The sequence below is a fragment of the Micromonospora sp. NPDC093243 genome (assembly GCF_044753725.1).
Lineage (GTDB): Bacteria > Actinomycetota > Actinomycetes > Mycobacteriales > Micromonosporaceae > Micromonospora.
On record NZ_JBIVNT010000002.1, the window covers coordinates 205,020 to 231,347 of the forward strand.

The following is a 26,328-nucleotide window of genomic DNA, read 5'->3' on the forward strand; positions in this document are numbered from 1 at the left end:
TCCCGGAAGTCGAGTGGATCAACCCGGGACGCGGCGGCGCCCGCCCCGGCGGCGAGCGGGGCGGGCACCGGGTGCGCCATGGTCAGCGCAGGCTGGCGAAGAACTCGCGGATGTCGGCGGTCAGCACGTCGGTGGCCTGGTGGGCGGCGTAGTGGCCGCCGACGTCGCCGCGCCCGTCGACGTCCGTGTCGTACGACGTCCACCGCACGATGTTGGCGTGGTCCCGGTCGGCGAAGCGGCGGATCGACTGGAAGTCGCCGGGGAACATGGCCAGGGCGGTCGGCACGGTGGTCGGGTCGGTCGGCGGCTGGCCGGCGTGCGCGTCCTCCCAGTAGAACCGGATCGCCGAGGCGGCCGTGCCGGTGAACCAGTAGAGCGCGACGTTGGCCAGGATGAAGTCCGCGTCCAGGCTCTCGTCGAAGAGCTGCGCGTTCCAGGCCAGCAGCCCGACCGGCGAGTCCGCCAGCCCGAACGCCAGCGTCTGCGGCTGCTGGCTGTGCACCTGGTTGAAGGAGAACTTGTTCTCGTAGAACCACTGGAGGTGCTGAAGCGCCGCCTGGTCGGCCGCAGAGAGCCCGGCGAACTCGGCCGGGTCTCCGGAGGGGAACGAGAAGAGCTGGGTGACGTGCACCCCGAGCACGTGCTCCGGGTCGATGCGGCCCAGCTCCGGCGCGACCATCGAGCCGGCGTCGTTGCCGACCGCGCCGTACCGGTCGTACCCCAGTCGGTTCATCAGCTCGGCCCAGGCGCGGGCGGTGCGGAACCGATTCCAGCCGGTGCTGCGGGTCGGGCCGGACGGCCCGAAGCCGGGCAGCGACGGGATGACCAGGTGGAAGGCCGGCGCGTCCGGTGCGGTCGGCTCGGTGAGCGGGGCGATCACGTCCAGGTATTCCAGCACCGAGCCGGGCCAACCGTGGGTGAGCACCAGCGGGGTGGCGTCCGGCCGGGAGGACCGGACGTGCAGGAAGTGGATCTGCTCGCCGTCGATCTCGGTGACGAACTGCGGGTGGGCGTTCAGTCGGGCCTCGACGGCCCGCCAGTCGAACCCGTCCCGCCACCGGTCCACGAGGGCGCGCACCCGGTCGGTGCTCATCCCGTACGCGTCGCCGACGCCGGGCAGCTCGGCGGGCCAGATCGTGCGGCTCAGCCGCGCGGCCAGGTCGTCGAGGGCGGTCTGCGGGATCTCGACGCGGAACGGGCGGATCGCGGTGCCGGTCATCTCGATACTCCTTCGGAACGGAATGTTTCGTTCTGCAATGACAGTAGCAGACCGGAACGATCCGTTCCACTGTTAGTCTGAAGTCATGCCGACTCCCCCCGGAAAGACGGACGCGCCGCTGGCCGGTCGCCGCGCCCAGGCCGCCCGCAACAACGAGGTGATCCTCGAAGCCGCCCGCGCGGTCTTCCTCGACGACCCCAAGGCGCCGATCGCCGCCGTCGCCGAACGCGCCGGCGTCGGCATCAGCGCGCTCTACCGGCGGTACGCGGGCAAGGAGGACCTGCTGCGCCAGCTCTGCCACGACGGGCTACGCCGGTATGTCGCCGAGGCCGAGGCGGCCCTCGCCGAGCCGGACGACTGGGCCGCGTTCAGCGGATTCCTGGCCCGGGTGGTCGACGCCGACGTGCACTCGCTCACCGTCCACCTGGCCGGCACGTTCACCCCGACCGAGGAGATGGGCCGGGACGCGATGCGCGCCAACGGGCTGGCGACCGCCATCTTCGACCGGGCGCGAGCGAGTGGTCGGCTCCGGTCCGACGTCGTGGTCCAGGACCTCGGGCTGGTGCTGGAGTCCTGCGCCGCGATCCGCGTACCTGATCCGGATCGGACTCGGCAGTTGCGCCGGCGACAGCTCGCGGTGCTGCTGGACGGCCTCACCGCGCGCGACGACGCCGAGCCGTTGCCCGGCCCGCCGCCCGCGGCCGGCGAGTTCGACTGGCGGTGGCGACCGCGGAAGTGATGGGCGTCACAGCATCGGAGTTGAGCGGAATAGGCTCAACTCTGGTTGTGTCGTTTCCCAGTGGACACGCCTATCCGGGGGAGCCCATGAACACGGAACGTCTCACCACCAAGAGCCGCGAAACCATCACCGGTGCCGTCGCGCTGGCGAACCAGCGCGGCCACGCGACCGTGGAACCCTGGCACCTGCTGCTGTCACTGCTCGACACCGAGGGCTCGACCGCCGCCGGTCTGCTGCGCGCCGTCGGGGCCGACCCCGCCGAGCTGCGCCGGGTCACCCAGCGCGCGGTCGACGCCCTGCCCGCCGCGCGCGGATCCAGCATCGCCGAGCCCACGCTGGCCCGCGAGTTCGTCAACGCCATCGGCGCCGCCGAGCAGATCGCCCGGCCGCTCGGCGACGAGTACACCTCCACCGAGCACCTGCTGGCCGGCCTGGCCCGGGTGGGCGGTGCGGTGGCGAACGCGTTGAAGGACGCCGGCGCCACCGAGGAGAACCTGGTCGCCGCCTTCCCGTCCGTACGCGGCGGGGACCGGCGGGTGACCACGGCCGATCCCGAGCAGACCTACCAGGCCTTGACCAAGTACGGCGTCGACCTGACCGCCAGCGCGCGCGACGGCAAGATCGACCCGGTGATCGGCCGGGACTCCGAGATCCGCCGGGTGATCCAGGTGCTGTCCCGGCGTACCAAGAACAACCCGGTGCTGATCGGGGAGCCCGGCGTCGGCAAGACCGCGATCGTCGAGGGCTTGGCGCAGCGCATCGTCGCCGGCGACGTGCCCGAGTCGCTGCGGGACAAGAAGCTGGTCTCGCTCGACCTCGGGGCGATGGTCGCCGGCGCGCAGTACCGCGGCCAGTTCGAGGAGCGGCTGAAGTCCGTGCTGGAGGAGATCAAGAACTCCGACGGACAGGTCATCACCTTCCTCGACGAGCTGCACACGGTCGTCGGCGCCGGCAAGGGCGAGGGCTCGATGGACGCCGGCAACATGCTCAAGCCGATGCTCGCCCGTGGTGAGCTGCGCATGGTCGGCGCCACCACGCTGGACGAGTACCGCGAGCACATCGAGAAGGACCCGGCGCTGGAGCGCCGCTTCCAGCCGGTGCTGGTCGGCGAGCCGACCATCGAGGACACCATCGGGATCCTGCGCGGGCTCAAGGAGCGCTACGAGGTGCACCACGGCGTCCGGATCACCGACGCCGCCCTGGTCGCCGCCGCGTCGCTCTCCGACCGCTACATCACCGACCGGTTCCTGCCGGACAAGGCGATCGACCTGGTCGACGAGTCCGCGTCCCGGCTCCGGATGGAGATCGACTCCCGGCCGGTCGAGGTGGACGAGATCGAGCGGGCGGTGCGCCGGCTCGAGATCGAGGAGATGGCGCTGGCCAAGGAGCCGGACGCCGCCTCCGCCGAGCGGCTGGAGCGGTTGCGCAAGGAGCTGGCCGACAAGCGCGAACAGCTCACCGCGCTCTCCGAGCGTTGGCAGACCGAGAAGAGCCACATCACCAAGCTCTCCACGGCCAAGGAGGAGCTGGAGCGGCTCGGGGGCGAGGCCGAGCGGGCCGAGCGTGACGGTGAGCTGGAGCGCGCCGCCGAGCTGCGCTACGGCCGAATTCCCGCGCTCAAGGTCGAGCTGAAGCAGGCCGAGGAGGAGCTGGCCCGGCTCCAGGCCGACGGCGCCATGCTCAAGGAGGAGGTCGGCGCCGACGACATCGCCGCCGTGGTCGCCTCCTGGACGGGCATCCCCGCCGGCCGGCTGCTGGAGGGCGAGACCGCCAAGCTGCTGCGGATGGAGGAGTCGCTGGGCGGCCGGGTGGTCGGCCAGGCCGAGGCGGTCGGCGCGGTCTCCGACGCGGTCCGCCGCGCCCGGGCCGGCGTGGCCGACCCGGACCGACCGACCGGCAGCTTCCTCTTCCTCGGCCCGACCGGCGTCGGCAAGACCGAGCTGGCCAAGGCGCTCGCCGAGTTCCTCTTCGACGACGAGCGGGCCATGGTCCGCATCGACATGAGCGAGTACGGCGAGAAGCACTCCGTCGCCCGCCTGGTCGGTGCCCCGCCCGGTTACATCGGCTACGAGGAGGGCGGCCAACTCACCGAGGCGGTGCGTCGACGGCCGTACTCGGTGATCCTGCTGGACGAGGTGGAGAAGGCCCACCCGGACGTCTTCGACATCCTGCTCCAGGTGCTCGACGACGGTCGGCTCACCGACGGGCAGGGCCGGACGGTGGACTTCCGCAACGCGATCCTGATCCTCACGTCCAACCTCGGGTCGTCGGTGATCAGCGACCTGACGCTGACCGATGAGCAGCGTCGCGAGGGCGTGCTGGCCGTCGTCCGCACGCACTTCAAGCCGGAGTTCCTGAACCGGCTGGACGACATCGTGGTCTTCGCCGCCCTGCGCGGTGACGACCTGCGGTCGATCGTGGACATCCAGTTGACCCGGTTGAGCCGTCGGCTCGCCGATCGCCGGCTGGGCATGGAGATCACCGAGGCGGCCCGCGGTTGGCTGGCCGAGCACGGCTACGACCCGATCTACGGCGCCCGCCCGCTGCGCCGGCTGGTGCAGTCGGCCATCGGCGACCAGCTCGCCAAGGCCCTGCTCGCCGGCCAGATCCGGGACGGCCAAACCGTCAAGGTCGACCTGGCCGACACCAAGGACGCCCTGTCCGTAACCCCCGCCTAACCCACCCCCACCCCCCACCCTCCCACCCACCCCGAGCGACCAGGCCGGTGATCAAGAGGTTTGCGTCACGGAGACGGCTTCCGCTGACGCAAACCTCTTGATCAACAGGGTGGGGCGGGTCGGGGCGGGGAAAGGATGGGGGCATGTTCGGGATCGGTGGGAAGCGGGACCGGGAACTGGCAGCCGCCGTCGAGGAGCTGGCGCGGGCCGACACGGTGGCCTTCGGCGGGGTGGGGTTCGCCGGCACGCTGCTGCCGGTCACCGAGGCGTACCAGCGGGTCGAGGCCGCGCTGGCCGAGCGCCCCGAGGAGGTACGCGAGCAGATCGACCGGCTGCTCGACCGGGGTACGCCGGCCGGGCGGGCGTACGCGGCGACCCTGCTGGAACGGATCGACCCGGCGGCGGCGCGCGCCGCCTGGACGGCCTTGCGCGACGATCCGGCCGAGTTCACCACCTTCACCGGCTGCGTGATGGACCGCGCCACGCTCCGCGAGTACGCCACGCAGCGGCTCACCGAAGCGTGATCCTTTCTCCGGTGGAGGCTGCCCGATCGGGTCTGCCGCCACCGGGCCGGTGAGCCGTAGCTTTCCGAGCCATGACCCCGCCCGCCGGCGCTCCGGCACGCCCACCCCGACCCGTCACGGTCACCATCGCCTTCTGGGCGCAGCTCGCCACCGTACTGGTCCTGCTCGCGCTGGTCGCGCTGGTCATCGCGCAGGCGGTGCAGTGGGACGGCGAAATCGACCGGGCCGTGCGGCTGGTGCCCGACGCCGACCCGGACGAGGTACGCGGCGAGCGGTGGATCAACATCACCATGGCGCTGATCCTCGGCATACCCGCCCTGGTGCTGGCGTTCTGGCTGGCCGCCACCGCGCTGCCCCTGCGCCGCGGCGGCAACACCGCCAGGATCCTGGTCTTCGTGGCTGGTGGCGCCCAGTTGCTGATCTGCCTGGCCCAGGGCTGCTCCGGGGCGTTCTTCGTTCCGCTGATCTTTGCCGGCGGCATCGAGGACGAGACGTTTCCGGAGGAGACACCGACCGGGCCGGACGGCGACTCCTGGCAGGAGTCGCCGTTCATGCAGGCCCTCTACGACAGCTCGAACCCCTTCGACGCGGTGCTCTTCCCGCTGGCCGGGGTCGGGATCCTCATGGTGCTGGTGCTGACCGTGGCGGTGGTGCTGCTGGTGGCGCTGCCGCCGGCGCACCGCTGGTTCGTCCCCCGGGCCGCGTCGCCGGCCCTGCCGGTGCCGCCCGTCGGCTACCCGTTGCCAGCGATCTCCTACCCCGTGCCGCCCGGCTACCCGATTCCCCCGGGCTATCCGGCGCCGCCGGGTTACCTGATCTGCCCGGATCCGGCGGTGCACCTGGCCCCCGCCGCGCCGCCCGCCGGGCCGGAGGGCCCGGTCTCGGATCGGTCGCCTGCCGGTGACTGAGTGCTCAGTCGAGCGTCAGCGGGCGCTCACCGGTGCACGGGGTTGTTACCGTCTGCGCCGACGTGACAGGGGAGGTGGTCGGTGAACGGCTCGGTGGCGTACCTGGTGACGGCCGTGGGCTGCCTGGTCGGGGTGGCCGGGGTGGTGGTCGCCGTGCTGGCCGTGCGCCGGTCCCGCACCCGGCCGTCCGGCCGGACGCAGGCGGCTGACCCGCTGCGGGACGCCGACGCCGACGTGCTGCGCGGTGACCCGCGCCGGCTCCGCGCCGGCGACGTCGTGGAGATCCGCCAGGTGTCCTACGTGGTACGTGGCACCATCCGCCTGGTCGAGGGGGGCTGGAGCTGGGCGGAGCACCTGCTCGACGACGCGGGCGGCGTCCGGCGCTGGCTCTCCGTCGAGGACGGCCCGGACCTGGAGCTGGTGCTCTGGGCCGCCGAGCCCGGTGCCACCGTCACCCCCGGCGCCCCGACCATCGACTTCGCCGGCCGCCGCTACAGCTGGGACGAGTCCGGCCAGGCCCGCTACACGGCCATCGGCGCCACCGGTCTCGACCCGGCCGGCACCATGCGGTACCACGACTACCAGGCGCCCGGCGGCGCCCGGCTCTCCTTCGAGGCGTACGGGGAAGCGGGCTGGGAAGTGGCCCGGGGCGAGCTGCTGCACCGTGCAGAGGTGATGATCTACCCGCAGGCCGGGGAGGACTGAGTGCTGGTCACCCTCGACGCCCCGTACGTCGACACCCGCGCCGCCGACCTCAGCCTCGCCCGCGACGACGTGGAACGCCCCGCGCTGCACGTGCTCGACCTCGACCTGCCCGGGGCGGTCCGGTTGCGGTTGCGGCTGCTCGGCGCCTCGCACCAGGTGCTGCTCCGAGCGGGCGAGGTCTCGCTGACCGAGACGGTGGCCTGCCTGCCCGGTCGGCCGCCCGAGCTGCCCGCGGCGCTGCTCGACGAGGCCACCGGCTACCGGTTCGCCGCGACCGTGCTCCGGCCGGCCGGCACCGGCCTGCGTGACCGGGTCGCCGCGCTCCGCGCGGAGCTGGCCGACGACCCGTACGCCCTGGTGGGTGTCTTCCCCGGCGATCCGGACGCGGTCACCGCGCTCGCCGTCCGGCCCGAGCCGCCCGTCGGCGCCCTCGGCTGGCGGACCTGGCACGCCTATCCGCAGACCAACGAGCTGGTCCTGACCGAGACGGTGGTGGCACTGCGATGACGTACCGACGCTGGTTCGTGGTGGGGGTGGCGTTCGCGGTCATCGGCGCGTTGCTGGCCGCCTTCGCGATCTTCTACGGCAACTTCTCCCCGCGCGGCTACGTCGAGGACCGGTACACCCGCGCAGCCGGCCAGGACATCGGCCGGGACGCCGTCGCCTACACCTCGACCCGCACCCCCAGCGAGGTGGCGGAGGACGTCACCAACGCCTGGCGACCGGCCGACCAGTACGTCGACGGCAGCGGCGTCTACCTGCGCTACGACGACGACTCGGTGGTCATCCTGCCGGTCGCCGCCGGTTCGCTGATCCTGCTGGAGCGACTCAACACCGCCTACCCGCGCTACCACTCCACGGTCGGCTCCGGCTGGGGCTGGGGACGTGGCAGCACCGTCCGAGGCGGCGGCCCCGGCAGCGGAAAGTAGCCCCACCGATCGACCCCTCACCCCTGGAGCACCCGTGCAGACCCTCGTCACCGATCTGCTGGTCACCCTCGCCTACGGGGTGGTCGGCGTGCTGCTGATGGGCATCGGCTACGTCCTGGTGGACGTGGCCACCCCCGGCCGGCTCAAGGAACTGATCTGGACCGACCGCAACCGCAACGCCGCCCTGCTGCTCGCCTCGAACCTGGCCGGGGTCGGCGTCATCGTGGTCGCCGCGATCGCCGCCAGCGAGGACGACTTCGTCCTCGGCATCGTCGGCGCGGCCGCGTACGGCGTCCTCGGGCTGGTCATCATGGCGGCGGCGTTCCTGCTGCTCGACGCGGTGACCCCGGGCCGGCTCGGGCAGCTCCTGGTCGACCCGGAGCCGCACCCGGCGGTCTGGGTCTCCGCCGTCGTCCACCTGGCCACCGGCGCGATCATCGCCGCCGCGATCAGCTGATGGCCACCGGGAAGCGGGGGGCGACGAAGTCCTCCGGCGCGGCCAAGGCGGTCGCGATCGGCGCCGTCGTTCTGGTGCTGGGCGGGGTCTGCCTCGCTGGCGCGCTCGCCGACGACGACGGTGGCACCACGGTCCTCCCGCCCATTGCCACCGAGCGGGCCGACACCGTGCCGATCCTGAAGAGGGCGACCGACGCCCAGGGCATCTGCTACGGCTGGCGGCTGACGGACGGCAGCGCGGTGGTGAACGTCGGCTCCAGCCTCGGCGACGGCGTGCCCGCCGAGGGCGATCCGCGCTGCCCGCGTTGGGTGCAGGTTGCCGCGGAGATCACTTACACCGCAGAGAGCAGCGAGTCCGAGGACAGCGCGCTCGTCGATGTCGAGGGCTCCGCCGACCTGGACCGGTCCGACCTCAGCACCGTCCGGACCGGGCTGGCGCGGTTCGGGCTCACCGAGGACGCCTTCCTCGACGACCCCGGTTGGGCGGTCACCCGGGCCGCGGTCAGCCTGCCGCTGCTGGTCGCCGAGGTCGGTGCGGCGAGTCCCGCGCCGGCCGCCGCGGCCACCCCGGCGTCGACGCCGACGCCGCTGCCCGACGCCGGCAACGACCTGTGGCGCGACCGCTGGGGCTACCTCCTCACCGCCGTCGGGTTGCTGCTGCTCACCGCGCTGCTGGTCACCGTCGGTCTGGTCCAGCGCCGCCGGCAGCGTCGTCCCCCCACCGCGACGGCGACGCCGGCAACTCCGCGTCCGGCGGACGCGGCCGCCGGCCGTACGCCGGAGCGAGGGTGACAACCGAGGCGCCCGCGCCCCCGACCCGGCGGCCGGCCCGCGCGGCGGTGCTGGCCGCGGTCTTCGTGTGTGCGGCCTGTGGTCTCGTCTACGAGCTCGCGCTGGTCGCGCTCGGCAGCTACCTCATCGGGGACACCGTCGGTCAGGCGTCGATCGTGCTCGGCGTGATGGTCTTCGCGATGGGCGTCGGCGCGCTCGCCGCCAAGCCGTTGCAGCCCCGGGCCGCCGCCGCGTTCGCCGCGATCGAGCTGGCCCTGGCGCTGCTCGGTGGGCTCTCGGTGCTCGGCCTCTACGCGGCGTTCGCCTGGCTGGATCTCTACGGTCCGGCGCTGGTCGGCACGGCGTTCCTGCTCGGCCTGTTGATCGGGGCGGAGATTCCGCTGCTGATGGTGCTGCTGCAACGGATCCGGGAGCAGGCGGCGGGCAGCGCGGTGGCCGACCTGTTCGCCGCCGACTACGTCGGCGCGCTGCTCGGCGGGCTAGCCTTCCCGTTCCTGCTGTTGCCGGTCTTCGGGCAGCTCAAGGGGGCGATCGTGGTCGGCGCGGTCAACGCCGTGGCCGGGCTCGCCCTCGTCTACACGGTCTTCCGCCGGGAGCTGGGTCGGCGGTCCCGCGTCGCGCTCGGGGCCGGCGCCGTGGTGGTCGCCCTCTGCCTCGGGTACGCCTGGCTGACCGCGCACGACTTCGAGGTGACCGCCCGACAGCAGCTCTACCGCGACCCGGTGGTGCACGCCGAACGGAGCCGCTACCAGGAGATCGTGCTGACCCGGTCGGTGCGCGAGGTCGGGCACGCCGACACCGACCTGCGGCTGTACCTCAACGGCGATCTCCAGTTCAGCTCGGTCGACGAGTACCGCTACCACGAGGCGCTGGTGCATCCGGTGCTGAACGGGGCTCGCGGCGAGGTGCTGGTGCTCGGGGCCGGCGACGGCCTCGCGGTCCGGGAGCTGCTGCGCTATCCCGACATCCGACGGATCACGGTGGTCGACCTGGACCCGGCGGTGGTGGTGCTGGCGCGTACCGAGCCGCAGCTGCGCCGGCTCAACGGGGACGCCTTCGCCGACCCCAGGGTCCGGGTGGTGCACGCCGACGCCTTCGGGTGGCTGCGCAGCAACACGGCCCGCTTCGACGCGATCGTCGCGGACCTGCCCGACCCGGACGAGACGGCCACCGCCAAGCTCTACACCGTCGAGTTCTACACGCTGGTCCGCGCCGCGCTCGCCGACGGCGGACGGCTGGTGGTGCAGTCCGGCTCGCCGTACTTCGCGCCCCGGTCGTACTGGTCGATCGAGGCGTCGCTGCGCGCGGCCGGCTTCGCCACCCTGCCGTACCACGTGGACGTGCCGTCCTTCGGGGACTGGGGGTTCGTGCTCGCCGGGCCCGGCGCCGTCCCGCCCGCGCTGGCGCTGCCGGCCGACGCGCCCCGGTTGCGTTTTCTGGACGAGCCGACGCTGCGCGCGGCGGCCACCTTCCCCGCCGACCGGGGCCGGATAACGGTCCCCGCCTCGACCTTGCTGCAGCCGCGGGTGCTCGAGTACGCCCGGGCGGAGTGGCGGGGCTACTGACCGACCGGCGTGGTGCGGGCTCCGCCTCGCCCTTTGCCGACCGGCCCCGGGGCGTCGCGGCATGCCGGGTTGGCCGGTTGCCGATACGGTGTGGGCCCGATCTAGGGAAGGAGCACCGTGGTCGACCCCCAACGCCCGCCGGCCCGCACACGGCCGAGCGTGGTGACCATTTCCAGCTACCTGCTGATCCTGTTCGCCGTCCTCCAGGTGATCAATCTGATCATCACGCTGACGACCATCGGCACCATCCGTGACGTGCTGCGGGACGCCTACCGCGGCACCGAGGCGAACGGCGCGGAGACGATCGCCGACTTCACCTTCGCCTTCGGCATCGGCACCGCGATCTTCGTGCTGCTGCTGGCGATCGGTCTGGTCGTGCTGGCCATGCTGAACAACCGCGGCAAGAACGGATCCCGGATCACCACCTGGATCCTCGGCGGCATCCTGATCTGCTGCACGGGCGGCAGCCTGATCAGCGGTGCGGCGGGCGGCCTCGGCGGTGCCGGCGGCGGCAGCACCAGCGGTGACATGCCCAGCGGCGAGGAGATCCAGCGGCGCCTCGACGACGCGCTGCCGGGCTGGTTCACGCCGCTGAGCACCGTGCTCGGGGTACTCGGCGTGCTCGCGCTGCTCGCCGCGCTGATCCTGCTGGCCCTGCCGAAGTCGAACGAGTTCTTCCGCAAGCCGAAGGCCGGCTGGGAGCCGCCGGTGCCCGGCGCCGCCTACCCGGGCTACCCGCCGGCCCCCGGCTACCCGCAGGGCCCGGGCCAGCCCGGTCAGCCCTCAGGCGAGCCGGGCTACCCGCCGGCTCCGGGCTACCCGCCGCCCAGCCAGCCCGGCCCGTCGGGGCAGCCGCCGGCGCCGGGTCAGTCCGGCGACCAGCCACCCCCGTCGGATCGACCCGGCTCGACCCCGCCGCCGGTGAGTTGACCGTCGGATAACGGCGACGCTGACGGTCCCTCCGAGTAGGTTGCAACCCGACGCCTACCGGAGGGATCCGTCGTGTCGTACCCGCACCAGGCACCGGCCCGCCGTCCCCCCGTGGTCGCGCTGGCGACGGCGATGCTGCTGCTGATGGCGCTCGTCGCGCTCGCGTATGCGGTCGCCGGGCTGCTCGTGCTCGGCGGCACCGTCGACCGGTTCCGGTCCGCTGCCACCGGCACGTCCGCCACCGCCGGTGACATCGACGAAATCGTCACGCTGCTTCGCACGTCCGGGGTGGTCGCCGCGGTGCTCAGCCTGCTGGCCGGGGTGCTCCTCGCCGGCCTGGCCGTCGGCCTGGGCAGCGGCCGCGCGGGCGCCCGGGTGGCCACCTGGGTGGTCAGCGGGCTCGGCCTGCTCGGCGGCTGCTGCGGGCTCGCGGTGCTGGTCGGCCAGCGGGCCGCCCCGCTGCGGCTCGGCGCCGACGAACGCTCCACCGCCGAACTTCTCAACCTGGTCGGCGACGCCTACCCGCCCTGGTGGATTCCGCTCAACGCGGGGCTTTCCGTCGGCCAGACGCTCGGTTACCTTGTGGTAGCCGCGTTGCTGGCGCTGCCGGCGGCGAACGCCTGGTTCCGCCGACGCCCGGCCGCGTCGTCCGGGTTTCCATCTGCCCCGCACCCGGCCCCGCCGGCGCCCACCACGCCCCCGTACCCGCCCAGCTGAGGATCGCCCGTGACCCCCGACTCCACCTCCACCGAGCGACGGGCCCTGGTGACCGGCGCGACGGCCGGCATCGGCGCGGCGTTCGCCCGCCGGCTGGCCGCCGACGGCTCGCACCTGGTGCTGGTGGCCCGCGACGCCGCCCGCCTCGGTGAGCTGGCCGCCGAGCTGACCGGCCGGCACGGTCGGGAGGTCGAGACCATCGCGGCCGATCTGTCCACCGACGACGGTTGTGCCGTCGTCGAGCGTCGGCTCACCGACGGGAGCCCGATCGACCTGCTGGTCAACAATGCCGGGATCAGCCTCAACAAGCCGTTCCTGCGATCCTCCGTCGAGGACGAGGCCCGACTGCTCCGGCTCAACGTGCACGCGGTGATGCGGTTGACCCTTGCCGCGCTGGGCCCGATGACCGAACGGCGGGACGGGGCAGTGATAAATGTCTCTTCCGTCGCCGGGTTCGCGGCGGTCATGCCGGGCTCCACCTATTCGGCCAGCAAGGCGTGGGTGACCAACTTCAGCGAATCGGTCGGCCAGTCGGCGCGTCCGTTCGGCGTACGGGTGATGGCGCTCTGCCCCGGCTACACCCGCACCGAATTCCACCAGCGGGCCGGCATCAACATGTCCAAGACTCCGGAGTGGATGTGGCTACGGGCCGACGACGTTGTCGACGGCGCGCTTCGTGACCTGCGGAAAGGCAAGTTGGTAAGCGTTCCGGCGTGGAAGTACAAGTTCGCCGTCGCCGGCCTGCGGCACGCGCCTCAGCGGCTGCTGCACGCGGTCGCCCGGGACACCCGGGGCCGGATCGGCCGCGACGAGCGCTGATCGGCCACCACGCGGCGTTCCGACGGCGTCACAGGCCTTTGCCGGCAACTGATCCGGCTTGATCGCGCAGAGTAGTGGTACATCGCCACTCATCGGTCGCCCGGCGGATGGATCCGGGTGGACCCCACACCCGGCTCCCAGACTTGCGCAGTACCCTCTATCGCCATGGGGGACCACGACGACCTGCGTAAATTCATCACTGACCTGGCTGTGGTGCACGGCCGGGTGGTGCTCTCGTCCGGGCGCGAAGCGGACTGGTACGTGGATCTGCGGCGCGTCACGCTCCATCACCAGGCCGCACCGTTGGTCGGCCGGGTGCTGCTCGACCTCACCGCCGACTGGGCGTACGACGCGGTCGGTGGCCTGACCCTGGGCGCCGATCCGGTCGCGCTCTCGATGCTGCACGCCGCCGCGCCGAGCGGCCGGGCCCTGGACGCCTTCGTGGTCCGGAAAACCGGTAAGGCGCACGGGTTGCAGCGCCGGATCGAGGGGCCGGAGGTGGCCGGTCGCCGGGTGCTGGCGGTGGAGGACACATCCACGACGGGTGGAAGTGTGTTGACCGCGGTCGAGGCGCTTCGTGAGGCCGGGGCCGAGGTCGTAGGGGTTGCGGTTATTGTTGATCGAGGCGCCGGCGACGCGGTGCGAGCCGCCGGACTGCCGTATCGGGCGGCCTATACGTTGGCTGACCTCGGCCTTGTGGCGTAAAAGTCTGCCGATTCGGATCTGCTGATATGCAGGCGGATCGATGCTGCTGGTGGAAGGATGGAAATCGTGGGAACTGCGTTGGCTGAAATGACTATGCCTCAGATCTCGCCGCTTGCCGGCGAGCCGATCGAACGTGCCGATGCCGAGCGTCTCGCGGGGGTCCTCAAGGCCCTCGCCGACCCTGCCCGGCTGCGGCTGCTCAGCCTGATCCAGTCGGCCCCCGAGGGCGAGGCGTGCGTCTGTGACCTGACCGCACCGCTCGGCCTCTCTCAGCCGACGGTCAGCCACCACCTCCGCATCCTCACCGAGGCCGGCTTGCTGGAGCGGGAGAAGCGCGGTGTGTGGGCCTACTACCGGCTGGTCCCGAGCGCGATCGCGACGATCGCCGATCTGCTGACTCCGCCGCGCAAGCGGGCCACCAAGAAGGCCCGCTGAACTGAACCGATCGTCCGGTGCCCTCCCCGCAGGGAAGGCGCCGGACGGCCGGCCGGTCAGTGCTTGCCGTAGTGCTCCCGGGTCTCCCGGATCGCCTGCTCGGCGGCGGCCCGCTCGGCGGCCGTCGTACCCCGCTTCGCCGCGATGCGCGCCCGGAGCAGCTCGATCGCGATCGGCACCACCGAGATCGCGACGATCGCGATCAGGATGAGTTCGATGTGCTCCTTCACGAACGGGATCTGGCCGAGGAAGTAGCCGAGCACCGTCACCCCGGTGCCCCAGAGCACCCCGCCGATCACGTTGTAGATCACGAACGTCCGGTAGTTCATCCGGCTGACGCCGGCAACGATCGGCGTGAACGTCCGCACGATCGGCACGAAGCGGGCCAGCACGATCGAGCGGGCACCGTACTTCTCGAAGAACTCGTGCGCCTTGACCACGTTCTCCTGCTTGAACAGCCGGGAGTTCGGGCGGCGGAAGAGTGACGGCCCGACCTTGCGGCCGAACGCGTACCCCACCTGGTCGCCGGCGATCGCCGCGAGCGTGATGAGCAGGCAGACCAGCCAGAGCGGGTAGGTGATGTACTGCCCGTCCGCGGTGAGCAGCCCCGCGGTGAACAGCAGCGAGTCGCCCGGCAGGAAGAACCCGATGAGCAGGCCGGACTCGGCGAAGACGATGGCCAGGATGCCGAGCAGCCCGAACGTCGAGATCAACCACTCCGGATCGAGCCAATCGGGCCCCAGGGCCAGGGTGGTGGTGGGCGTCGGCACGAGCGGACCTCCGATGGCTACCAGTGGGGGTGGCGTTCAGCCGCCACCGGCGACGCCACGTCCGTAGTCTAGGTGCCCGTCCGACACGCCCGGTGCTCGACGTCACACCTGCCGGCCGCAGCCCGGGCCGACGCGGGTGCGCGCCGGCCCGGACGACGGCTAGAGCCGCGGGTCGACCGGCTCGGACTCGCAGGCCAGGATCGCGAAGACCAGCTCGTGCCGGCGCCACAACGGCGCCCCGGCGGCCAACGCGTCGAGCGCCGCCAGCCCCAGCCCGTGCTCCCGCAGCGCCAGCCCGCGCTTGCGGCCCAGCGAACGCCGGCGCAGCGCGGCCAACTGCTCCGGCTCGGTGTAGCCCGGTCCGTAGATGATCCGCAGGTACTCCCGCCCCCGGCACTTGATCCCCGGCTGGAGCAGCGAGCCACGCTCGGTCCGGGCGGCCAGCCCGGCGTACGGCTTGACCACCATTCCCTCGCCGCCGGCCGCGGTCAGGGAGAGCCACCACCGCGTGGCCGAGGCGACCGCCTCGTCGTCGGCGAGGTCGACCACCTGCCGCCGGGTCGGCGTGAAGAACTCCGGGTCGGCGGCGCAGAGCCGGTCGGCCACGTCGAGGTGCCAGCCGTGGTCCCGGTCGGCGTAGCTCTTACCGGCCCCCGCGAGCACCGCGAACGGCGCCAGGGTCACCCCGCGCAGGCCATCCGTCGGCCGCACGTACGCCCGGTAGGCGTCGGTGTAGGCGCGCACCTCCTCGTCGCGGCGGGCCATCTTCTCCCGCAGCCCGGTCAGCGGCAGCCCACGGGCGGTCGCCGCGTCGAGCACTCCCAGCACCGCGGGGAGAGCGGCCCGCCCGGCGGCCCCCACCCCGGCGTACTGCTCGCGGATCAGCCCACCGGCCTTCGCCGACCAGGGCAGCAGCTCGGTGTCGAGCAGCAGCCAGTCGGTGCCCAGCTCGTCCCAGAGCCCCGCCTCGGTTACCGCCCGGCGGACCCGGTCGAGCAGCGCGGCGTCCAGCGGTTCGCCGAAGAACGGCCGGCCGGTGCGGGTGTGCACCACCCCACCGCCCGGTCCGAACGGTCCACCCGCGGGGTCGCGGCAGACCAGCACCACGGCCCGCGAGCCCATGTGCTTCTCCTCGCAGACCACCCGGTCGACCCCGGCCGCCCGGTAGTCGGCGAACGCCTGCGCCGGGTGCTCCAGGTAGCCGTCCTCGGTCGCGGTGGAGCAGGGCGCCATGGTCGGCGGCAGCCAGGCCAACCAGCGCGGGTCGACGGCGAACCGGCTCATCACCTCCAGCGCCGCGGCGGCGTTCTCGGCGGGCACGGTCAGCGAGCCGTACCCGTGCTCGATGTGCCGCCGGCCGGTCACGTCGGCCAGCTCCAGCACCAGGTCCGGGCGGGTCGGCGCGGCGGTCAGCGGCCGGGCCGGGGCGTACCACTCCCGCTCGGCCGGGACGGAGACCTGCTCCTTCTCCGGGTAGCGCAGCGCGGTGAGCCGGCCGCCGAAGACACAGCCGGTGTCGATGCAAATGGTGTTATTGACCCACTCCGGCTCGGGAGTGGGCGTGTGCCCGTAGACCACCATCGCCGAACCCCGGTAGTCGCGGGCCCACGGGTAGCGGACCGGCAGCCCGTACTCGTCGGTCTCGCCGGTGGTCTCCCCGTAGAGCGCGAACGAGCGGACCCGACCGGACGCGCGCCCCTGGTACTCCTCCTTCAGCCCGGCGTGCGCGACCACCAGCCGGCCGCCGTCGAGCACGAAGTGGCTGACCAGGCCGTCGATGAAGCCCGCCACGGTGGTGGCGAACTCCGGCTCCTCCGTCGCCAGCTGGGCCATCGTCTCGGCCAGGCCGTGGGTGAGCCGCACATCGCGCCCGCGCAGCTTGCGCAGCAGCTTCTGCTCGTGGTTGCCCGGCACGCAGATCGCGTGCCCGGCGGCGACCATGCCCATCACCAGGCGGAGCACCCCGGGGGAGTCCGGGCCGCGGTCCACCAGGTCGCCGACGAACACCGCGGTACGCCCCGACGGATGCGTCGCGTCGACCGGGCGGCCCCGGTCGTCGTGGTGCAGCTGCCAGCCGAGCCGGCCCAGCAGCGTCACCAGCTCGGACCGGCACCCGTGCACGTCGCCGATGATGTCGAACGGCCCGGTCAGCTCGCGCCGGTCGTTGTAGAGCCGCTCGTAGCGGACCTCGGCCGCCTCGATCTCGGCCATCCCGCGCAGCACGTGCACCTTGCGGAAGCCCTCCCGGGCCAGCTGCCCGTACGTACGCCGCAGGTCGCGCTGCATCCGGGCGAGCACCTGGCGGCCGAAGGTCCGGTCGGCGCGCCCCTCGGTGCGCTCCCAGGCCAGCGCCTCGGGCACGTCCAGCACCACGGCCACCGGCAGCACGTCATGCTCCCGGGCCACCCGGACCAGCCCGGCCCGGGCGTGCGGCTGGAGGTTGGTCGCGTCGACCACGGTGAGCCGGCCGGCGCGCAGTCGCTTGCCGGCGACGTAGTGCAGCACGTCGAAGGCGTCGGCGGAGGCGGACTGGTCGTTCTCGTCGTCGGCCACCATCGCTCGGAACGCGTCCGAGGAGAGCACCTGGGTCGGGGCGAAGTGCCGGCGGGCGAAGGTCGACTTGCCGGAGCCGGAGATGCCGACCAGCGCCACCAGCGCGAGTTCGGGAATGTCGAGGGTGGTCACGGCCGGTCCTCCTGCCGGGTCGGGGCCTGCGCGGCGAGCGTCAGCACGGCCAGTTGGGTGGGGGCGCCGACCTCCGGGTCCTCGTCACCCACCCCGCTGATCCGGGCGGTGTAGCCGTAGTCAGTCGCCACCCGGTCGACCCAGGCCGCGAACTCGGCCCGGGTCCACTCGAAGCGGTGGTCGGCGTGCCGGAACCGGCCCGCCGGCAGCCCCTCGTAGCGGACGTTGTACTCGGCATTCGGGGTGGTCAGCACGACCGTGCCCGGCCGAGCGTGACCGAACACGGCGTCCTCCAGCGCCGCCAGCCGGGGCGGGTCGACGTGCTCGATCACCTCCATCAGCACCGCCGCGTCGTAGCCGCGCAGCCGGTCGTCCCGGTAGGTCAGCGCGGACTGCCGCAGCGTGATCCGGTCCCGCTGCCGCTCCGGCAGCCGGTCCAGCCGTACCCGGCGAGCGGCCATGGCCAGCGCGTGCGGGGAGACGTCGGTGCCGACGACCTCGGTGTAGCGGCGATCGCCGACCAGGGCGGCGAGCAGCGCGCCACCGCCGCATCCCAGGTCGAGCACCCGGCCGGCGCCGCTCTCGGCGAGGGCGGCGAGCACCGCCTCCCGGCGGCGGGCCGCCAGCGACGGCCGGCGCTCGGTGGCTCCGTCGGTCTCCTCGTCCACCGTGTCGACGACAGCCGGCTCGTCGGCGAGCCGCTGCTCGGCGAGGCGGGCCAGGGCCTGCCCGGCCAGCGCCCGCCGGTGGGCGAGGTAGCGCCGGCTGATCATTCCCCGCTCCGGGTGGTCGGCCAGCCAGCCGGCGCCGGCCCGGAGCAGCTTCTCCACCTCGTCCGGCGCCACCCAGTAGTGCTTGGCGTCGTCGAGGACCGGGAGCAGGACGTAGAGGTGATTGAGCGCGTCGGAGAGCCGGAGGGTGCCGGTCAGCCGCAGGTCGACGTAGCGGCTGTCGCCCCACTCCGGGTGCTGCTCGTCCAGCGCGAGGGCGGTGGCCTCGACCGCCCAGCCGAGCGGGGCGAAGACCCGGGTCGCCACCTCCGCGCCGCCCCGACAGCGCAGCACCGGCACCCGCACTTCCAGCGGGATCGGGGTCGCGGCCAGCTCCGGCCGGTCCCGGGACTCGCCGCGCAGCGCCGAGCGGAACACCTTAGCCAGCGCCGAGGCGAGCAGGCTCGACGCCGCGTACGGCCGGTCGTTGACGTACTGGCCGAGGGTGAAGGTCTCCGGGGTGGCCGTCGAGCCGCCGCGACCGCGGCGACGGGCACCGGCCAGCCGCAGCGGGTCCACGTCCAGCAACAGGGCGGCGGTGCAGCGCTGCTCGTCGGCCTCCGGGTAGAAGACGTGCGCGGTGCCGACCGGCACGTCGAAGGCCTGTGCCCGGTCGGGATGCTTGACCAGCAGGTGACCGAGGTCGGTCGCCGGCTGGTGGGTGGTGGTCAGGGTGAGCAGCACGCCGACCATGGTGGCAGCCGCATCGATCTTGCGTCGCCCGGTTTTGTGCGTGGCCGGGGCCCCAGCACCCGCCAGCAGTGGATCAGGCGACGAAGCGGGTGCGGCGACGCCGTGTCACGAGGTGGCCGGTGAGGCCGGCGGCGAAGAGCAGCACACCCAGGGCGGCGAGCGCCCCGGTGGAGCCGCCGGTGATCGGCAGGGAGTCGTCGTTCCCGCCACCGACGCCGCTTCGGGCCGCGCTGCGCGGGGTGAGGGTGATCTGCGCCGTGTCGTTGGCGGCGTTGGTGTCTCCCGGCATGTCGATGGTCACCGGAGCGGAGGTCGGCGTGGTCAGCCGGTCCACCCGCAGGGTGAAGGTGAAGGTCACCGGTCGCCCGGGGAAGGCGAAGTCGGTCTGGGGGCGGCAACCGTACGCCCGGGCTCCCAGCTGACCCCAGGTGTCTCCCGGCTTCCATTCCCCCTCGCCGATCGGCGCGCAGGTCTCCGGCACCGTGACCGCCGTGCTGCCCTCGGGGATCCCCACCCGCACCAGCGGCGACATCCGCCAGGTCTCCACGGCCGCCGGCCCGAGATTGTCGAAGCCGGGCGACACCCGCACCCGGTCGCCGGGCCGGGCGCTGGTGCTGCGGCCGACGGCGGCCGCGTCGGCAGTCTGGTCACCGGTGACCCTGAGATCGACGGCGGTGAAGCTGTCCCAGGGTGACGTCTCGGTCTGCCGGGTCGCCGGCTGCTCGACCAGGCGCAGCTCCTCGCCGGTGCCCGGGGTGTCCGGCGGAAGCGACTCGTCCGGAGCCCGCTCGACCAGCGCCCAGTCGTCCGTCGTCCACCACTGCAGGCGGTTGACCAGCACCAGCCCGCTGCGCGCACTCTGCCTGAGGGCGAGCGGCAGCGGTACGGAGAGCCGGTAGGACACGCCGGGTCGTAGTTCGGTGTCGAACCGGCAGATGGTGGGCAGGCCCTCCTGGTGGCGGCAGTTGCGGAAGTTGCCGGTGTATCCGAGGAGCCAGTCCGCGGTGAACACCAGCACCGCGCCGTCCACCGGAACGGGACCGGCGTTGCGTACCGTGCTCGGCAGCTCCAGCCGGGCGCCGGGGGCGGCGGCGAGCGGCGCCCGCGGCTCGGTCTGCAGGTCGATTCCCTCGACGACGGTGGCCGTGGTGGTCCGGGAGGCCGTCCCGACGGCCGACGTTCCGGTGATGCTCAGCTGGGCCTCATCGCCCAGCGTCGCGTCCGCCCGCGCGGACACCCGGTAGTAGAGCCGGGGCGTCCGTCCCCACCGGTCGGCGGTGGTGGTGCAGCGCAGCAGGTTCGCGCTGCGGGTGCAGTCCCACCCGTTGTCGGTCAGCTCGAAGCCGCCCAGCGCCGCCAATTCGGACGCGTCGATGTCGAGGCGCACCTGGAGGTCCTGGCCCTCGATCCGGACGTCGATGTAACCCAGCGCGCTGTGGCCGGGCGCCACCAGCACGTCCCGGGACGCGATCCGCAGCTGCCCGGGCGCGGCGACCGCGGGCGTGGCGCCCACGGCGATCAGCGCGCCGGCTGCGCTGATCCCGGCGAGCCAGCGTCGGACGGAGTGCCGGAACATGATGTCCTCCCGTCGGTGGCGGAGTGTGGTCAGGCTCTCACGGATGTCACTGTCCGGGGAGCCGCCGCGCCCGGCCGGCTGGGCTGCCGGTCGGCTAGAACCGGGCCGCAACGTTCCGCCCGCCCGGATCCGTCATCAGGGGCAGGAGACCGGGAGGTGCAGTGACCTACGAGGAGTTCGCGGATTCGCGGCTCGCCGCGCTGCTGCGGTACGCGGTGATGCTGACCGGTGATCCGCATCAGGCCGAGGACCTGGTGCAGGAGACGATGGTCCGGGTACAGCTCAACTGGCGGCGGGTGGCGCGGGCGGATCTGCCCGAGCGGTACGTGCGCCGGATGCTCACCAACCAGTACATCGACTGGCGGCGGGGCTCCTGGGTGCGCCGGGTGCTGCTGCGCGCGGAGCCCGACGAGGTGGTGCCGGAGCCGACCGACCACGCCCAGTCCGCAGTGGACCGGGACCAGGTCTGGTCCTGGCTGGCCCGGCTGCCGCGCCGGCAGCGGGCCACTCTGGTGCTGCGCTACTACGAGGACCTGCCGGACGCCGAGATCGCCGAGATCCTGGGCTGCGCCGTCGGCACCGTCCGCTCCTCCATCTCCCGCGCCCTGGCCACGCTCCGGACCGAGTACGTGGAGGTCAGTTCATGATCGAGGAGAACCTGCGGGCCGCGTTCGCCCGGCACGAGGCGCTGACCCCGGCCGCCGGCCCGGTGCGCGCGGCGATCGACCGGGTGGCCGCCGTACGTCGCCGTCGCCGGCAGCGGTTCCGGGCGGCCGGCGTCGCACTCGCCCTGGTCGGCGGCCTGGGGGTCGGGATTCCGCAGCTCACGCCCGCCCCGGCGGTCACGGACGGCACCCTGGCCGAGCGGTCCGCGTCCCCGGCCCCGGCCGGGGCGCTGAACGTGCTGCTGGTCGGCCTGGACCTGAGGTCGGGCCAGGCGCCACCGCTGGCCGACTCGGTGCTGATCGTGCACATCCCGGCCGACCGCAGCCGGCCGTACCTGATCTCGCTCCCGCGCGACCTGGAGGTCGACATCCCCGGGTTCCACCGGGACAAGCTCAACGCGGCCTTCGCGTACGGCGCCTGGACCGACCGCCGCGACCTGAGCCGGGGATACGACCTGACCCGGCGGGCCGTTGCCGACGTGACCGGCGTACCCGTCGACGCCGGCGTCGTGCTGACCTATCCGGTGCTGCGGAAGGTGACCGACACGTTGGGCGGGGTGGAGGTCTGCCTGCCGCAGCAGGTCCGCTCGGTCCACACCGACCGGGTCTTCCGCGCCGGCTGCCAGCGGCTCGGCGGCGCGGCCTCCGTCGACCTGCTGCGCCAGCGGCAAGGGCTGCCCGACGGTGGTCTGGACCGCGACCGCAACGCGCAGCGCTTCGCGGCCGGGCTGGTCCGCCAGGCCGCGGCGCGTGATGTCCTGACCAATCCCGTGCAGCTATCCCGCCTCGTCGCCGAGGTCGGCCCGGAGCTGACCGTGGCCGGCGGCTCGCTGCCCGACCTGCTGCGGGTGGTACCGCAGTTGGCGTCGACCGAGCCGGTCGGGCTCAGCCTTCCGGTCGCGCCGCCGGAGGGCCCCGCCTGGCGGCTGCATGCCGATCCGAAGGCCGCGCCGGCCTTCCTCGGCGCGCTGCGGGAGGACCGGCTGGCCCAGTGGGCCGCCGCCAACCCGGACCGGGTCACCCGGCTGCGCTGAGCGGGCCGCGCCGTCCGGCAGGTACGCCGGGCGGCGCACACCGCTCTCCGAGCCGGGGCAGCTCCCGCGCCGCGTCGCTCGCGGCCGGCGCTGGTCACGGCTGGTCGGGTCAGCGGTAGTCGTCCTCGTCGCCGACGACCACCCGCGCCTGCTCCATCGCGTCCCAGTCGTCGACCTCCAGGCCGCGGTGCGGCTCCGGATCGCCGTCAACCGGGTCGACGGTGGTGGCCTGCTCGACCGCGTCGGCCGGCTCCGCTTCCAGGTCGCGTTCCTCCGGACTGAGGTGGGCGCTGGGGGCGAAGTCCTCGTCGGGCTGACTCATCGTCCCTCCCTGGATCTCGGCGGGCGGTTACCCCACACACCGTACGGGCTGCGTCTGCGGGGCGCTCGCGGAGCGCGGCGGGACCGAGTCGGCCGAATCGCCCCTCCGGCGCGTACGGCCGGTGCCAGGATGGGGCCGTGGGCTTCCTGATCCGGCTGGCGATCACCGCGGTGGCGCTGTGGATCACCACGCTGATCGTGCCCGGCGTCGAGGTGAGCGGCCGGTCCGGTGCCAACACGGTGCTCACGCTGGTCGTGGTCGCAGTGATCTTCGGCGTCGTCAACGCGGTCCTCAAGCCGGTGATCAAGGTGATCGGCTGCCTGTTCTACCTGCTGACCCTGGGCCTGTTCGCGCTGGTCGTCAACGCGCTGCTGTTCCTGCTGACCGACCGGATCGCCCATGCGCTCGACCTGCCGTTCCGGGTGGACGGCTTCTGGGCCGCGTTCTGGGGCGCCATCGTGATGACCGTGGTCACCTGGCTGATCAGCGTGGTGCTGCCGGACAGCCTGGACGACCGGTGACCGGCCGCGCCGGGGCCACCGACGGGTGGACGTGCACCGGGTCGGTTGCGTCCGCGCGCACCGGCTGCGGGATACTGCCGGGCGGAGGACAGCGCGGTCCGGCGCACCCATGGACAACAGCGGCCTGCACGGCCGAGAGCGGTAAGTAAGGAGCGTTTGACATGCCCATCGCTTCCCCCGAGGCCTACGCGGAGATGCTGGACCGCGCCAAGGCGGGCCGGTACGCGTACCCCGCGATCAACGTGACCTCCTCCCAGACGCTCAACGCGGCGCTCAAGGGCTTCGCCGACGCCGAGAGCGACGGCATCATCCAGGTCTCCACCGGTGGCGCCGAGTACCTCTCCGGCCCGTCGGTCAAGGACATGGTCACCGGCGCGGTGGCGTTCGCCGCGTACGCGCACGAGGTGGCCAAGAAGTACCCGGTCAACGTCGCCCTGCACACCGACCACTGCCCGAAGGACAAGCTGGACAAGTTCGTCCGGCCGCTGATGGGCATCTCGCAGGAGCGGGTGAAGCGCGGCGAGGAGCCGCTGTTCCAGTCGCACATGTGGGACGGCTCGGCCGTGCCGGTGGCGGAGAACCTGGAAATCGCCGCGCAGCTCCTCGACGAGGCCGCCAAGGGCAAGATCGTCCTCGAGATCGAGGTCGGTGTCGTCGGTGGCGAGGAGGACGGCGTCGAGAACGCCATCAACGAGAAGCTCTACACCACGGTCGAGGACGGCCTGGCCATGGTCGAGGCGCTCGGCCTCGGCGAGAAGGGCCGCTACATGGCGGCGCTGACCTTCGGCAACGTGCACGGCGTCTACAAGCCGGGCAACGTCAAGCTGCGGCCCGAGGTCCTCGACCACATCCAGATGGCGGTCGGCGCCAAGTACGGCAAGGAGAAGCCGCTCAGCCTGGTCTTCCACGGCGGTTCCGGCTCGCTGCTGTCGGAGATCCGCGAGGCGCTGGACTACGGCGTGGTGAAGATGAACATCGACACCGACACCCAGTACGCCTTCACCCGGCCCGTCGCCGACCACATGTTCCGCAACTACGACGGCGTGCTGAAGATCGACGGCGAGGTCGGCAACAAGAAGCAGTACGACCCGCGCACCTGGGGCAAGGCCGCCGAGGCCGGGCTCGCCGCCCGGGTCGTCGAGGCCTGCGAGCACCTGCGCTCCACCGGCACCACGATGAACAAGTAACCACCCGCTCACCGCGACGGCCGGCCCCCCGCCCGGGGAGCCGGCCGTCGCCGTCTGCTCAGGCGGCGGCGGTGAGCACCCGGACGGCCTCCCGGACGTCGTCGGTGAGGTGGATCGTCGGCGACAGGTCACCGAACGGGGACGCGCCCAGCAGCGGACGCAGCAGCGACTCGACCGGCAGCTCCCGGGTCCAGTAGGCGCGGTCCAGGAAGACGTACGCGCCGCTGGCGCCGTCGGTGCCGTAGTAGGTCTTGGTGGCCGCCTGGAACACCTCCTGCACGGTGCCCGCCCGACCCGGCGCGAACACGATCCCGCCCCGGGCCAGCCGCAGGATGGTGTCCTCCCGGATCGCGTTCGAGAAGTACTTGGCGATCCGGCCGGCGAAGAGGTTCGCCGGCTCGTGCCCGTACAGCCAGGTCGGGATCGCCAACCCGCCGGTGCGCGCCCAACCCAGGTCGGCGGCACGCTGCTGCGGCACCGGCGGCGGGGCGTAGCGCTCCCGCACCCCCAGCGCGGCTGCCGTGTACCGGTCGTGGTCGGTGAAGTCGGGCGCCGCGGCCAGCAGGTCGATCGCCGCGGTCAGCTCCTCCGCCGGCCGGCCGGCCAGGTAGGCGCCGAGGTTCGCGGCCTCCATCACCCCGGGCCCGCCGCCGGTGACCACCAGCCGGTCGGCCCGGGCCAGCTCCCAGCCCAGCACGGCGGCCATCCGGTACGACACGCTGCCGCGCGGCACCGCGTGCCCGCCCATGATCCCCACCACCGACTGCGGCCCGTACGCCGCCAGCCAGGCCCGGGTGGCGTCGGCCAGCGCGTTGTCCACGCCGTGGTCGTGCAGCCGCTGGCCGAGCGCCTCCCGGACGTCGGGCAGCGCGCCGCCGTGCGCCCGGAAGTGCGCGTACACCCGGGTGTCGTACATCCCGGCGAACCCGCCCTCGGCGAAGCCGGCGGCCAGCTCCTCGGGGGTGTAGAGGTGCGACGGCTGGGTCGGGTACGGCAGACCGGAGAACGGCGGCACCACGTTGGCGCCGCGCCGGACCAGGTCGGCACCGACCTCCCGGGAGGCGAACCGGCATCCGACGAAGAGCGTCCCGGTCACGGTGACGGCGGTGAGGTCCGGGACCGGCGCCAGGTCGAGGCGGAGCCCCTGGACGGTCAGCCCGGCGAGGCTGCCGGTGGCGAGCCGCCGGTCGAACTCGGCGCGGGTCTCGATCTCGTCGGTGGGGTGCGGCTCGATGACGTCCGCGGGCGGTGGGGTCGGCACCTGGCCATCCTGCCCCGCCGACCGGCCCGGCCAAACGCCGGCCGGGGCCGGAACCGACAGGAGCCCGGTGGCCGTGGCCACCGGGCTCCTGCGTAACCGGGTCCTGGGGAGGCTCCGGACCAATAGTTGTAGTGGAAAACACCTCCGAGCGGCATAGGCCGCAGGCGTGACCAACTCCTCAGCCGTTCAGCCATCCGGGTCGGCCGACCCTCTCGCGTGTCGGCCGGCGAAGCGGGTTGAATGGGGCGATGCAGAACCTCATGCCGGAGCCACCGGCCACCCTCCTCCCCGCGCACGACGAGGCCGCCGCCGCCCTGGCCGCCGCCGAACAGGCCGGCGACGAGGCGGCGTTCGCCGAGGTGGCGGCGCGGTATCCCACCAACAGCGCGGCCTGGGCGGCGCTGGCGGCGCGGGCGTTCGCGGCGGGCCAGGTGATTCCGGCGTACGCGTACGCGCGCACCGGCTACCACCGCGGCCTCGACCAGCTGCGCCGCAGCGGCTGGAAGGGCCACGGCCCGGTGCCCTGGTCGCACAAGCCCAACCGGGGCTTCCTCCGCTGCCTCTACGTGCTGTCCCGCGCCGCCGACGAGATCGGCGAGGCGGACGAGGCGGCCCGCTGCGCCCAGTTCCTCCGTGACTGCGACCCGGCCGCGGCGGACGCCCTGGCCAGCAACTGACCCACGCCGACGGCCGGCCCGGCAGCACCGGGCCGGCCGTCGCAGG

General features: G+C 73.1%; 27 protein-coding genes. 20 read left to right on the forward strand and 7 right to left on the reverse strand.

From position 1 onward, the window contains the following. Nucleotides 1-82 precede the first annotated feature (82 nt). Nucleotides 83-1,219, reverse strand: a complete 1,137-nt coding sequence (locus tag ACIP9D_RS05690) for an epoxide hydrolase (protein WP_350868454.1) — start codon at nucleotides 1,217-1,219, stop codon at nucleotides 83-85. Between the two features lie 85 nt (nucleotides 1,220-1,304). Here ACIP9D_RS05690 and ACIP9D_RS05695 point away from each other — a divergent pair, with 85 nt between their 5' ends. The 15 genes from ACIP9D_RS05695 (at nucleotide 1,305) to ACIP9D_RS05765 (ending at nucleotide 14,121) form a co-directional block, all read left to right on the forward strand. Then, nucleotides 1,305-1,958, forward strand: coding sequence for a helix-turn-helix domain-containing protein (locus tag ACIP9D_RS05695; protein ID WP_350868453.1), 654 nt, complete (start codon nucleotides 1,305-1,307; stop codon nucleotides 1,956-1,958). A gap of 86 nt (nucleotides 1,959-2,044) precedes the next feature. After that, nucleotides 2,045-4,636, forward strand: coding sequence for an ATP-dependent chaperone ClpB (gene clpB, locus ACIP9D_RS05700; RefSeq protein WP_350868451.1), 2,592 nt, complete (start codon nucleotides 2,045-2,047; stop codon nucleotides 4,634-4,636). A 143-nt stretch (nucleotides 4,637-4,779) separates the two neighbouring features. After that, nucleotides 4,780-5,160 (forward strand): hypothetical protein, encoded by a 381-nt coding sequence (locus ACIP9D_RS05705; protein WP_350868449.1) that lies wholly within the window; start codon nucleotides 4,780-4,782, stop codon nucleotides 5,158-5,160. A gap of 71 nt (nucleotides 5,161-5,231) precedes the next feature. Further along, the gene (locus tag ACIP9D_RS05710) at nucleotides 5,232-6,068 is read left to right on the forward strand and encodes a hypothetical protein (protein WP_350868447.1); all 837 of its coding nucleotides are present in this window, start codon (nucleotides 5,232-5,234) and stop codon (nucleotides 6,066-6,068) included. An 81-nt stretch (nucleotides 6,069-6,149) separates the two neighbouring features. Continuing rightward, nucleotides 6,150-6,773 carry a DUF4178 domain-containing protein gene (locus ACIP9D_RS05715; RefSeq protein ID WP_350868445.1) on the forward strand — a complete coding sequence of 208 codons (624 nt, stop codon included), beginning with the start codon at nucleotides 6,150-6,152 and terminating at the stop codon, nucleotides 6,771-6,773. Next, nucleotides 6,774-7,280, forward strand: coding sequence for a DUF2617 family protein (locus ACIP9D_RS05720; protein WP_350868443.1), 507 nt, complete (start codon nucleotides 6,774-6,776; stop codon nucleotides 7,278-7,280). Next, nucleotides 7,277-7,702, forward strand: coding sequence for a DUF4247 domain-containing protein (locus ACIP9D_RS05725; RefSeq protein ID WP_350868441.1), 426 nt, complete (start codon nucleotides 7,277-7,279; stop codon nucleotides 7,700-7,702). The genes ACIP9D_RS05720 and ACIP9D_RS05725 overlap by 4 nt, the downstream gene beginning before the upstream one ends. Nucleotides 7,703-7,736: 34 nt before the next feature. Continuing rightward, nucleotides 7,737-8,159, forward strand: a complete 423-nt coding sequence (locus tag ACIP9D_RS05730) for a DUF350 domain-containing protein (protein WP_350868439.1) — start codon at nucleotides 7,737-7,739, stop codon at nucleotides 8,157-8,159. Continuing rightward, a complete protein-coding gene (locus ACIP9D_RS05735; protein WP_350868437.1) occupies nucleotides 8,159-8,950 on the forward strand; it encodes a hypothetical protein in 792 nt (263 codons plus the stop codon). The genes ACIP9D_RS05730 and ACIP9D_RS05735 overlap by 1 nt, the downstream gene beginning before the upstream one ends. Further along, nucleotides 8,947-10,515: a polyamine aminopropyltransferase gene (locus tag ACIP9D_RS05740; protein ID WP_350868435.1), complete on the forward strand. Its 1,569-nt coding sequence runs from the start codon at nucleotides 8,947-8,949 to the stop codon at nucleotides 10,513-10,515. The genes ACIP9D_RS05735 and ACIP9D_RS05740 overlap by 4 nt, the downstream gene beginning before the upstream one ends. A 117-nt stretch (nucleotides 10,516-10,632) precedes the next feature. Further along, nucleotides 10,633-11,445 (forward strand): hypothetical protein, encoded by an 813-nt coding sequence (locus ACIP9D_RS05745; RefSeq protein WP_350868433.1) that lies wholly within the window; start codon nucleotides 10,633-10,635, stop codon nucleotides 11,443-11,445. A 72-nt stretch (nucleotides 11,446-11,517) separates the two neighbouring features. Continuing rightward, the gene (locus tag ACIP9D_RS05750) at nucleotides 11,518-12,162 is read left to right on the forward strand and encodes a hypothetical protein (RefSeq protein ID WP_350868431.1); all 645 of its coding nucleotides are present in this window, start codon (nucleotides 11,518-11,520) and stop codon (nucleotides 12,160-12,162) included. Between the two features lie 9 nt (nucleotides 12,163-12,171). Then, entirely contained in the window at nucleotides 12,172-12,981 is an 810-nt protein-coding gene (locus tag ACIP9D_RS05755) for an SDR family oxidoreductase (RefSeq protein WP_350868429.1), read from the forward strand. Nucleotides 12,982-13,146: 165 nt separating this feature from the next. Next, nucleotides 13,147-13,686 (forward strand): orotate phosphoribosyltransferase, encoded by a 540-nt coding sequence (gene pyrE, locus ACIP9D_RS05760; RefSeq protein WP_350868428.1) that lies wholly within the window; start codon nucleotides 13,147-13,149, stop codon nucleotides 13,684-13,686. Between the two features lie 57 nt (nucleotides 13,687-13,743). Continuing rightward, the gene (locus ACIP9D_RS05765; protein WP_350868426.1) at nucleotides 13,744-14,121 is read left to right on the forward strand and encodes a metalloregulator ArsR/SmtB family transcription factor; all 378 of its coding nucleotides are present in this window, start codon (nucleotides 13,744-13,746) and stop codon (nucleotides 14,119-14,121) included. A 56-nt stretch (nucleotides 14,122-14,177) separates the two neighbouring features. Here the strand turns inward: ACIP9D_RS05765 and ACIP9D_RS05770 are convergent, their stop codons facing one another. The 4 genes from ACIP9D_RS05770 to ACIP9D_RS05785 form a co-directional block, all read right to left on the reverse strand. After that, complete coding sequence (locus tag ACIP9D_RS05770) at nucleotides 14,178-14,891, reverse strand: VTT domain-containing protein (protein WP_350868424.1); 714 nt, start codon at nucleotides 14,889-14,891, stop codon at nucleotides 14,178-14,180. Nucleotides 14,892-15,050: 159 nt separating this feature from the next. Beyond that, nucleotides 15,051-17,576 (reverse strand): polynucleotide kinase-phosphatase, encoded by a 2,526-nt coding sequence (locus ACIP9D_RS05775; RefSeq protein ID WP_350868422.1) that lies wholly within the window; start codon nucleotides 17,574-17,576, stop codon nucleotides 15,051-15,053. Then, entirely contained in the window at nucleotides 17,573-19,030 is a 1,458-nt protein-coding gene (locus tag ACIP9D_RS05780) for a 3' terminal RNA ribose 2'-O-methyltransferase Hen1 (protein WP_350868420.1), read from the reverse strand. Before ACIP9D_RS05780 ends, ACIP9D_RS05775 begins: the two co-directional genes overlap by 4 nt. Before the next feature lie 82 nt (nucleotides 19,031-19,112). Further along, on the reverse strand, nucleotides 19,113-20,615 hold the full coding sequence (locus ACIP9D_RS05785) for a hypothetical protein (RefSeq protein ID WP_350868419.1): 1,503 nt from the start codon (nucleotides 20,613-20,615) through the stop codon (nucleotides 19,113-19,115). A 161-nt stretch (nucleotides 20,616-20,776) separates the two neighbouring features. Here ACIP9D_RS05785 and ACIP9D_RS05790 point away from each other — a divergent pair, with 161 nt between their 5' ends. Both ACIP9D_RS05790 and ACIP9D_RS05795 read left to right on the forward strand, forming a co-directional pair. Further along, nucleotides 20,777-21,262 carry a SigE family RNA polymerase sigma factor gene (locus ACIP9D_RS05790; RefSeq protein WP_350868417.1) on the forward strand — a complete coding sequence of 162 codons (486 nt, stop codon included), beginning with the start codon at nucleotides 20,777-20,779 and terminating at the stop codon, nucleotides 21,260-21,262. Then, complete coding sequence (locus tag ACIP9D_RS05795; protein ID WP_350868416.1) at nucleotides 21,259-22,314, forward strand: LCP family protein; 1,056 nt, start codon at nucleotides 21,259-21,261, stop codon at nucleotides 22,312-22,314. Before ACIP9D_RS05790 ends, ACIP9D_RS05795 begins: the two co-directional genes overlap by 4 nt. A 109-nt stretch (nucleotides 22,315-22,423) precedes the next feature. Here the strand turns inward: ACIP9D_RS05795 and ACIP9D_RS05800 are convergent, their stop codons facing one another. Beyond that, on the reverse strand, nucleotides 22,424-22,636 hold the full coding sequence (locus ACIP9D_RS05800) for a hypothetical protein (protein ID WP_350868415.1): 213 nt from the start codon (nucleotides 22,634-22,636) through the stop codon (nucleotides 22,424-22,426). A 137-nt stretch (nucleotides 22,637-22,773) separates the two neighbouring features. Here ACIP9D_RS05800 and ACIP9D_RS05805 point away from each other — a divergent pair, with 137 nt between their 5' ends. Together ACIP9D_RS05805 and fbaA are read left to right on the forward strand one after the other, a co-directional pair. Further along, entirely contained in the window at nucleotides 22,774-23,157 is a 384-nt protein-coding gene (locus ACIP9D_RS05805) for a phage holin family protein (RefSeq protein ID WP_350868413.1), read from the forward strand. Nucleotides 23,158-23,318: 161 nt separating this feature from the next. Further along, the gene (fbaA, locus tag ACIP9D_RS05810) at nucleotides 23,319-24,344 is read left to right on the forward strand and encodes a class II fructose-bisphosphate aldolase (protein ID WP_350868411.1); all 1,026 of its coding nucleotides are present in this window, start codon (nucleotides 23,319-23,321) and stop codon (nucleotides 24,342-24,344) included. Between the two features lie 58 nt (nucleotides 24,345-24,402). On the opposite strand, the gene ACIP9D_RS05815 is transcribed toward fbaA, so the two are convergent. Continuing rightward, on the reverse strand, nucleotides 24,403-25,605 hold the full coding sequence (locus ACIP9D_RS05815) for a hypothetical protein (protein ID WP_350868409.1): 1,203 nt from the start codon (nucleotides 25,603-25,605) through the stop codon (nucleotides 24,403-24,405). Between the two features lie 248 nt (nucleotides 25,606-25,853). Between ACIP9D_RS05815 and ACIP9D_RS05820 the strand changes: the two genes are divergently transcribed. After that, the gene (locus ACIP9D_RS05820; RefSeq protein ID WP_350868407.1) at nucleotides 25,854-26,282 is read left to right on the forward strand and encodes a DUF3151 domain-containing protein; all 429 of its coding nucleotides are present in this window, start codon (nucleotides 25,854-25,856) and stop codon (nucleotides 26,280-26,282) included. Nucleotides 26,283-26,328 lie beyond the last annotated feature (46 nt).